This window comes from Nostoc sp. NZL (assembly GCF_015714705.1).
Classification (GTDB): Bacteria; Cyanobacteriota; Cyanobacteriia; order Cyanobacteriales; family Nostocaceae; genus Nostoc; species Nostoc foliaceum_A.
Window position 1 is genome coordinate 63,428 of sequence record NZ_WBKL01000039.1, and the last position, 10,323, is coordinate 73,750.

The following is a 10,323-nucleotide window of genomic DNA, read 5'->3' on the forward strand; positions in this document are numbered from 1 at the left end:
AATAAAATCAGTCTATTTTAAAGTGATGCCGGAAAAAATGACATAAAATACTTTTTCCCAGCTTCCAGATATAACCTTAATGCTGTACCAACTTGTCCACGTCGCATCAAGTCTGTTCCAGATTGCATCTCGAATAAAGGCATTAATCTTTTTTCATAAAACCACAGAACTTCAGCTACTTTGGCTTTTTGCTCTTGGGTCAACCATTTTCCATCTTTCCATTTGTTAGTAATTTTTTGAGCTTGAGCTTTAAAGTTAACTGTCCTATGTAGTTGATTAATACTATGTAAACGATATTGATGCAGTTTTTCGGCTACAAAATGAACTTCGCTGACTAAAGCAACTTGTAGCAAGAGGTCAAGTATATGTCCACCATTTCTCCCTAAATTTTCATCCCATCCCGATGTCTTTTCATATATACATCGACGAAAAACACAACGTCCGTCTAGTCCACCTCCTAAACCAGCCACAATAGCTGCCAAAGGTGTTTCAGGAGTATCATAGGGTAGGGTTTTTACGCCAAAGAAAGAGGGGACAAATCTTGGCCAAGAAACGGTGTTTATCAACTTACCATCTTCCTCAATATTAGAGAAATCGCAGTAAGCAGCACCAACATGAGGATATTGGTCAAGGTATTTAACCATAACCTCTAGCATTTGGGGTTCTAAGCAGTCATCCGCATCAAAAAATAATAAGTATTGCGATTCTAAAGAACAAGCTTTAAAACCATTGTTACGTGTTACACACGTCCCACTGTTGGACTGTTTGATCAACCTCATACGAGGTTCTATAGTCAGATAATCTGCTACAATTTCTTTAGATTTATCAGTACTACCATCATCTACAACCACATACTCCCAATCGGTGAAAGTTTGATTGCTCAAACTTTCTATTGCCTTACCGATAAATTTTTCTGCATTGTAGCAGGGTGTAACAATACTAACTTTCGCCATACAAAATTAGCTCCAGTAGTAAATTGCATCATGCTCTTTAGAGAACGAGAGAAATCCACCAATAGTTATTCTGGTGCGATCGCCAATTGTTGGGACGATACAGTGATAGAAGCGACCACCATCGAATAACATCATATCTCCAATATTCGGCTTAAAAGTCATGCTTCCATACTGCTGATCAAATACCTGATGTGATTGCTGGTATAAGCGAGAGCCATAGCCGTTCTTAGAGTTTGTGTCTTCAAAAACTAACTCCTCTCCGTCCCACTCTAGCCCATAGATAACTAGTTCTCCTCCAGCTTCCGGGAGAGCTACGGGAATGAAGAAACTGAGTTGGTCAGTGACATCCACCAGGGTTCTCAAATGCTCACTTTGAGGACTGTTCAAAAAATCGTTCCCCACATGGATAGGAAACTCATGATCTGTTGGTACCTTACGGATGGTAGCTGGAATGTAGCTTTGTCCTTGAGGGCCATTGGGTACTTGTACCGAAAGTCCCCCAGAAAGAGAGCGCAATACAGATTCCATTAGCGCCTCAAAGTCCAACTTCCCTTCAAACAATGTGCGGCACTTTTCCCGAAAAATGGCTGCATAATCAAAGTACTGTTGCAAGCCAGGGTCGGAGAAAACAATGTTTTCACCCAAAGTATAGGCTCCCTTGATCGCCTCGGCAAACTTAGAGTCTAAAATTCCACTCATCCCGCCTTCATTATTTTCTAGGCGACTGACGACTAACTCAACAGTCTCTTTAGGCAACACTTCGCGGATAATCATACCCTCAAAGCTGCGGTTAAACAGCATATCTTGCAAGGCGTTGGGATGTTTTTCTATCTCTGAGATATGAATGTCAATAAAGTTAAACAGGGGTTCTTTGGAAATGACTCTTTTAGGCATAGTATTTACTTAAAATTTCTGGGTTAAAAATCCTGAAACCTTTTCATCCGTTGCGTTCAAAGCAGACATAGATCGAGTGTTTATAGTCTGTAGTACTGGAAGTTCCAGCCCTTTGTACGTGTAGAATCACAATATTTTTGCAAAAATATTACCTCTCAAGACTTGTCCGGCAGCATCAGGGAGGCTGCCTTAATTGCAGAAGAAGATAAATTTTTTACATCATGGTGTTGACATCATCATATATTTCATATAATTATCTTCTTGTCAACCACACTTTGAGTAACGATAAGTTGTAGTTATAGCTTTTGTGAAATAATTATCAAAATAGAAACACTTTACCTAAAATGAGCTAAACATATTGATTTATGATGAGTCAAAAATAGTTAAATTTTATACTAATCAACTTCATACCAAGTTGAGCGTAAGTGTTTAATAATTAACTTGCTTGTATCTATCATGTAGGAACAAGACATTTTTCACTCCGTGTGTGCTTAGTAAATATTAACTTCGGCTAAAAGCGAATTATCTCAAAGCTTTTGCCCCTGAAAAGGTTAATTTATTTAAGGAATTATGACAGACACCGTGAATAAAATATTTCCATTATCAATCAATCAAAGAGAGATTTATATCGACCAAATGATGTGGTCGGAAGGTTCCCATCTGAATATCGGTGCAGTTGTCACGGTTCAGGGTGCTTTCGATATTGAAGTTTTCAATTATGCCATTAACAAAGTAATTCGCTGTCATCCAGGTTTGCGAACACGAATTTATGAATCTGAAGGTAAGCCTTTGCAGACAATTGCACCGCACCAAGATGCAAAGGTTACTTTAGTTGATTTTTCAAGTCATAATAATAGTGAAGAAGATGCCAAAGAGTATATAAATAGGCAATTTACCACGCCTTTTAGCTTTGGTGAAAATTCCTCACTGGTGGCTTTTGAACTAATTCGGATTAACAGTCAAAAACATATTATTTTTGCTAAATATCATCATGCTATCACTGATGGCTGGGGAACTTCTATTTTCTTTAGGGAAGTAATAAAGACTTACAATAAAATTATTAATAAAGGTACAGATAATCAAATAGAAAGAGATTGGTCTATAATTGAATATCTTCAGGAAGAATCAGAGTATTTAGAATCAAAGAGTTTTCAGCGCGATCGCGAATATTGGCAGCAGCGCTTAAAGCAGGTTTTACCTAAGATTTTTCCTCAAATTAAACCCCAAGAATTGATGGGGAACCGTCAATCTATTTATATTTCTCGTGAGCAATATAACCGGGTTAATACTCTTTGTCAAAATATTCAATCAAATGTCTTTCATTTGATTTTGAGTTTAGTTACAATTTATTTAACTAAAAGCTATACCAAAAGTGATTTAGTTGTTGGCTTATCTCTTTTAAATCGCAATAAAAAAAGTTTTAAAGATGCCATTGGCTTATTTGTCAGCACCATTCCATTCCGGGTGGAAATAAATGGCAATAAAACAGTCCATGAACTTCTAGATCAAATCCGCTATCTATTGCGGCAAGACTATCGCCATCAACGTTTTCCTTTGGGAGAGCTAAAGCGTATTTCTGGCTTACAACCAAGCAGCAAAGACCATTTATTTGAAGTTTATCTTTCCTACGAAAGGCACGATTACAACGAATGTTTTGCTGATAGTCAAACAAGTTGTGTTCCTCTCTACAGCCATCAACAAAAAGTTCCACTAATTATCTATGTGCGAGAGTATGAAGAACATAGTGATATCAAAATTGATTTTGATTACAATCTTTCCTATTTAGATTCTCAGATAGTAGAACAGATAGTTACAAACTTCCAAAATCTGTTTGAAGAAGCCGGAGAAAATTTAGAACAAACCATTTCTAGCCTGTCTATTGGATTACCGGAAATAAGCGTTTCACAGGATTTGGAAAACCTCTCTCCTACTAGAGGAGAGGTTTTGAATTTTCCCCCTTCCCTACAAGGGAAAGGGGTTAGAGGGTTAGGTTTCCCGTTAACCACAGAAACACTCGTTTCTGCTTTTTATAGCACCGCCAAGAAATATTCTGAAAATATCGCAGTTAAATTTAACAAAATCACCCTTACCTACGCCGAACTTAATGCAAAGGCAAATCACCTCGCTCATTATTTGCAAAGCCAAGGAGTTCGACCGGGAACACGAGTAGGATTATGTTTAGAACGTTCAGAAAACGTCATTATTGCCATACTAGGAATCCTGAAAGCTGGTGCAGCCTATGTTCCCCTCGATCCTAATTCTCCCTCTGCACGTCTGCAATTAATTCTGCAAGATAGTGGGATTATGGCACTCATTTCTGAAGACTCAGTTTTATCAGAATTGACTGACAAAGAAGTAGTAGCATTCACTCTCAAATCTATAGAAAAGGAACTTAGCAATCAACCAGATACATCACCACTAATTTACTTACAACCAGAATTTCCAGCTTATATAATTTACACTAGTGGTTCCACTGGCATACCCAAAGGTTGCGTTGTAACCCATGCTAACGCCATCCGGCTAATGCGTTCCACAGAAGCTTGGTTTGGTTTTAACGAACAAGATATTTGGACGCTGTTTCACTCCTTCGCCTTTGATTTTTCCGTTTGGGAATTATGGGGAGCTTTACTTTACGGGGGGAAAGTGATTATTGTTCCGTTCTGGTTAAGTAGATCCCCAGAATCATTCCGCGAATTTCTTACCACAGAACGGGTAACTGTCCTCAATCAAACTCCTTCCGCCTTCAACCAACTGATTCGCGCCGACGAAGCCAGTGTGGGAAAACTGGCGTTACGCTATGTTATCTTTGGCGGTGAAGCTTTGGACTTGCCAAGTTTGCGTCCCTGGCTAGAACGGTACGGGGATAAAAACCCGCGTTTAATTAATATGTACGGGATTACCGAAACCACCGTTCACGTTACCTATCGCCCTATTTCCCAGTCCGACCTTACCAAAAACCGTTCTAGTGTAATCGGTACAGAGATTCCCGACTTGCAGATATACCTGCTCGATGAAAAACTAGAACCCGTTGCTGATGGATTACCAGGAGAAATTTATGTAGCCGGTGCAGGGGTGACTGGCGGTTATTTAAATCGTCCCGCACTGACAGCAGAACGCTTTTTACCGAATCCTTTTGCAGAAGGACGAATTTACCGCAGTGGCGATTTAGCGCGGAGATTGCCTAACGGAGATTTAGAATATTTGGGAAGGATAGATAGACAAGTCAAAATTCGCGGTTTTCGGATTGAGTTGGGAGAAATCCAAACAGCGTTAACGTCCCATTTTCAAGTTCGTGAAGCTTTGATTTTGACTGATGAATGGGAAGAAGAAAATAGGCTGGTTGCTTATTATGTTCCAGGAGAATCCCATCCCAATATTAATGAACTGCGTCAGTATCTCAAAACCAAGCTGCCTGAGTATATGGTACCAGCAGCTTATGTGAGTTTAGAAACCTTTCCTTTGACTGTTAATGGTAAAATTGACACCCAAGCATTACCCGCGACCGATTGGAACCTTTTAAGGGTAGAAGAAGATTATGTAGCTCCCCGCAATGCTGATGAAGAAAGCTTCTGTGCAATTGTAGCCGCAGTTCTTGGTCTGGAAAAAGTCGGGATTGACGATAATTTCTTTGAAATTGGCGGAGATTCGATTCTGGCTTTGCAAGTTATCGCTAAAGCTAAAAAAGCAGGTTTTGCAATTTCCGCTAGAGAACTTTATGAATTTGCAACTGTGCGTCAGTTGGCTGTAAGAAAATCAGCGTTAACTACAACTGAGTTAGGTAAAACTACGGCTATTGACCTTTTGTCAGAAAGCGATCGCCAGCGCTTACCAAAAGATGCCGAAGATGCTTATCCCCTCTCTAGTTTACAGGGAGGAATGCTCTATCACAGTGAGATGCATCCTGACTCGGCAATTTTCCACCAAATTTTCACCTTTGATTTACGCCTCACCTATTCAGAAGCGGCTTGGAAAAATGCGATCGCTGATATTTGTCGCGCACATCCAGTATTGCGGACTTCTTTCCACTGGACAGTATACAGCACGCCGATTCAAATTGTTCACGCTCAAGTTGAATTACCTTTAACGGTTGTCGATTTGCGTAATTTGGGAGCGAATGCACCTCAGCAAGTCGCCAAATGGATTGAATCTGAAAAAACCCGCTCTTTTGATATTGCGAAACCTCCCTTATTCCGCTTCCAAATTCACCGACTCTCAGATGAAGAACTCAGCTTCAGCTTCAGTTTTCATCATGTCATTCTGGATGGTTGGAGTGTCGCAACATTGCTCACGCAATTGTTACAACGTTATGTTCAGTATTTAGAAACCGCAAACGTTCCAGCGTTGACAGTTCCAGAGATTGCTTACAGAGATTTTATCGCTCAAGAACAACAAGCGATCGCTGACAAGCAACTGCAAGAATTTTGGCAAAAACATCTCAGCAACTTGGAAGTGAGCACCCTCCCGCGTCTGAATGTAGAGCATTCAATGTCTCTAAAACGCCAACTCAAACGCTTATCAATCACCATTGACGAGCAGTTAGCTAATAGCCTCCGCAAACTTGCCAAAAATGCTGGAGTTCCTTTGAAAACAGCGCTTTTAGCCGTGCATCTGCGCGTTCTCTCCTTTTTAACTGGACAAAATCAAGTCGTGACTGGTAACGTCATCAATGGACGACCCGAAACCCTTGACAGTCAAAATCTGTTAGGTTTGTTCGTCAATACAGTACCGTTGAGGATGGAATTGACATCTGGTAGTTGGCTAGAGTTAATCCAAGCTGTTTTCCGGGCTGAACGGGACATTCTCCCTTATCGGAATTTCCCATTAGCTGAGATGCAACACCTGATTGATCAGCGTCCTTTATTTGAAGTGGGATTTAACTACGTCCATTTTCACGTATATGAAGGGCTGCTAAATCTACCCCAAGTTGAAGTTAAAAACGTTGATATTTTTGAAGAGACAGATTTTCCCTTCCTAGTAGAGTTTTGTCTGGTTCCAGGAAGTGCAGCCCTGCAATTGAATTTAATCTATGACGTGCAGCAGTTTGGCGATGCACAAGTTGAGCAATATGGCAAGTATTATCAAACTGCCCTGACTGAACTCGCCACTCAACCACAAACACCATATCACAAGCGATCGCTCCTCTCTTCTGAAGAACGCCAAAGCTTACTGCAAGCTTCCAATCTCGACTCAGCCAATTATCTATCTGACCAAACCCTGGTTTTTGCCTTTGCTCAAGCGGTTTCCCAATATGCAGACAAAACCGCCCTCTGTTTCCAAGAAACTACTCTCAGTTTTGCAGAATTAGATACTCGTTCCAATCGCCTTGCACATTACTTAAAAAGCAGAGGTGTTAGGACAGAAACCCTTGTGGGGCTTTGTTTAGAACGTTCTGAACATTTAGTAATAGCCATCCTGGCAATCCTCAAGGCTGGTGGCGCTTATGTTCCTGTTGATACTAGTTATCCAAGCGATCGCATAGAATTTCTCTTACAAGATAGTGGCATTTCTCTACTCATCACCCAGCGTTCAGTCGTTCCTCAAATTCCCGCAGGTGATACCGAAATTATCATTCTCGAAGAGATAATCACCCAACTAGAAAATCAAAGCTATGAGTCCTTAGCAGTCCAGATATTACCAGAGCATCCATCTTATATAATTTATACTAGTGGTTCTACGGGTAAACCAAAAGGCTGTATTGTTACTCATGCCAACGTTATTCGCCTGCTCAAAGCCACTCAATCCTGGTTTGAATTTAACAGCGCAGATGTTTGGACGTTGTTTCATTCCTACGCCTTCGACTTCTCCGTTTGGGAACTGTGGGGAGCCTTGCTGTATGGCGGTCAAGTAGTCGTAGTCCCCTATTGGACAAGTCGTTCGCCAAAGGACTTTTTCCAACTGCTTCAAAACCACAAAGTTACGGTATTAAATCAAACTCCATCAGCCTTCAAGCAATTGATCCAAGTAGCCACATCAGAGACACAAAAGCTAACTTTGCGTTACGTCATTTTCGGTGGAGAAGCCTTAGAACTACCAAGCCTACAACCTTGGTTTGAGTTATATGGCGACGAAAAACCGAGATTAATTAATATGTACGGTATTACCGAAACCACCGTTCACGTCACCTATAGACCGATTACCCAAGCAGATGTAAACGCCAATCGAGGTAGCGTTATTGGTCAACCGATTCCCGATTTAAATCTCTATATCTTAGATGAGAATCTGGAACCAATGCCGATAGGAGTTCCTGGGGAAATCTACATTGGCGGTGCGGGAGTGACACGGGGTTATCTGCATCAGCCTCGTTTGAGTTCAGAGAGATTTATTCCCGACCCCTACGCCAAAACTCCTGGTAGTCGTCTATATCGCAGTGGAGATTTAGCGCGTCGTCTACCGAATGGCGACCTAGAATATCTCGGACGCGCCGACCAGCAAGTTAAAATACGCGGTTTTCGGATTGAACCAGGTGAAATTACTGCTGTTGTCAGCACTCACCCCCAAGTAAAAGAAGCCTTAGTCACCGTAGGAAAAGCTGCAAATGGAGATAATCGGCTCATTGCTTACTTTATCTCTAATAGCGATTCAGACCTGAAAACCGTCTTACCAGAGTTTTTAAAGAGCAAATTACCAGACTATATGATTCCAGGGGTCTTTGTGCCACTAGAAGCCATTCCCTTAACAGTTAACGGCAAAGTAGACTACAAAGCTTTACCTGCACCCGATTGGAGTTGGACAAGTAAACCTTATATTGCACCTAGAAATGAGCAAGAAGCAACTATCTGTTCCCTGATAGCTAGTTTATTGCAAATAGAACGGGTAGGAATTACCGATGATTTCTTTGAAATTGGCGGAGATTCCCTGTTAGTTACCCAATTAGCCATCCGTTTGCGCCAAACCTATCAAACCGAGTTTCCCTTAACTCAATTATTCACCCATCGTACTCCAGAAGCGATCGCTCTTTTACTAGCAACTTCTGCATCTGTGCAAACAACCACCGATATTCCCAAAGCCTCGCGTCAACGCCGTTCTGTAAACTTAAGCGATGACGGCATATTAGTTAAAGGTAATGGGTAATAGACCAATCACCAAAACAAAGGAGCCTAAAAAACCATGAGTAACAACGAACACAACGACGAAACTATTTATCTTGTAGTAGTCAATCATGAAGAACAATATTCAATTTGGCCGAAATGGAAACAGGAACTGCCATTAGGATGGAAATCTGTAGGCAAAGAAGGCTCTAAAACTGAATGTTTAGCCTATATCGAAGAAGTATGGACAGATATGCGTCCTTTAAGTTTGCGTCAGGCGATGCAAGAAGCATCTGCTCATCCTGAATTGTAAAACTTAACTTAGAGATTGAGGACTAGAAGTTCGTAGTAAGGACTTTAGTCCTTATTTTCTAAGCACTTTAGTGCTTACTACAAACCCTCAAAACTAGCTTGACAAAGTACTAGGGAATGCGAAGAATCAAAACCATACCCAATTGCTCAATGACTAAAATTCCCAAAATAATCCATCAGATTTTTTTTCTGGGAGAAGCAGCCATACCAGAAAAATATCGTCGCTATCATCAAACAGTTTTGCAGCATCACCCAGAATGGGAACATCAATTTTGGGATGAAGCCAGAGCAAAAAAATTTATGGCAGATAATTATCCCTGGTTTCTGCCAATATTTGATGCTTATCCCCATAAAATTCAACGTTTTGATGCCATACGCTATTTTATCCTTCATCATTATGGAGGTTTCTATATTGATATGGATATTGAATGCCTCAAACCACTTGATGATTTATTAGCAGATTTTGAGCTTGTGCTTTCAAAATTAGTTTGCTTTAGTAATGCCATTATGGGCAGTGTTCCAGGACATCCTCTCTGGCTAAAAGTCTTCGAGGAATTACAAAAACGCAAAGATAATTCAGCCCAAAATACCATGCCTTATTATGTAGGCCACAGCACCGGGCCTATCATGTTAAATGATTCCGTAGTAGCAAGTAAATTCCATGAAAGTCCCACAGTTCGTATATGCCCAGGTTACATTTTTGAACCAGGTGCTCCAATGGAACTTAACGGCAAAATCTTCAAGAGCCAGCCTAGCTCAGAGACTTATACCATACACCACATGACTACTTCTTGGTTGCCTGCAAAACACCAGATAACCAGAGCTTTATTCGGTATGATTTTAGAACCATACTGGTTCTTTCGCTCTTTCTTCAAAAGTACTGTCTAATTTTTTGCCTGGGCTTGTTTATAAAATACTGGAGTTTAGACTAAAAGCGATAGGAGAGAACGCAAATCAAAAGAAATTAGAGGTTAAAAATATTATCTTGTCAGCCTTAAAGCATCCTGACCTTTAACAATTATTGTGTAGTATACCTATTCAGAAAACAATACAATAATGATAATCATAAAAAGGGTGGGAGAGAAACGAGCGTCGCTCGTTTCTCTCCCACCTCCCCCTATTCGATTATCATTATC

General features: G+C 40.6%; 5 protein-coding genes. 3 read left to right on the forward strand and 2 right to left on the reverse strand.

The features are described 5' to 3' along the window. Positions 1-17 precede the first annotated feature (17 nt). Positions 18-953, reverse strand: a complete 936-nt coding sequence (locus F8R90_RS05605; RefSeq protein WP_196509930.1) for a glycosyltransferase family 2 protein — start codon at positions 951-953, stop codon at positions 18-20. Positions 954-959: 6 nt separating this feature from the next. Further along, entirely contained in the window at positions 960-1,847 is an 888-nt protein-coding gene (locus tag F8R90_RS05610; protein ID WP_196509931.1) for a 2OG-Fe(II)-dependent halogenase WelO5 family protein, read from the reverse strand. A gap of 570 nt (positions 1,848-2,417) precedes the next feature. Here F8R90_RS05610 and F8R90_RS05615 point away from each other — a divergent pair. The 3 genes from F8R90_RS05615 to F8R90_RS05625 all read left to right on the forward strand — a co-directional run bounded on the left by F8R90_RS05615 (position 2,418) and on the right by F8R90_RS05625 (position 10,075). Next, the gene (locus tag F8R90_RS05615) at positions 2,418-8,918 is read left to right on the forward strand and encodes a non-ribosomal peptide synthetase (protein ID WP_230966127.1); all 6,501 of its coding nucleotides are present in this window, start codon (positions 2,418-2,420) and stop codon (positions 8,916-8,918) included. Between the two features lie 36 nt (positions 8,919-8,954). Continuing rightward, positions 8,955-9,188: an MbtH family protein gene (locus F8R90_RS05620; RefSeq protein ID WP_190889957.1), complete on the forward strand. Its 234-nt coding sequence runs from the start codon at positions 8,955-8,957 to the stop codon at positions 9,186-9,188. Between the two features lie 149 nt (positions 9,189-9,337). Next, a complete protein-coding gene (locus F8R90_RS05625; RefSeq protein WP_230966128.1) occupies positions 9,338-10,075 on the forward strand; it encodes a glycosyltransferase family 32 protein in 738 nt (245 codons plus the stop codon). Positions 10,076-10,323 lie beyond the last annotated feature (248 nt).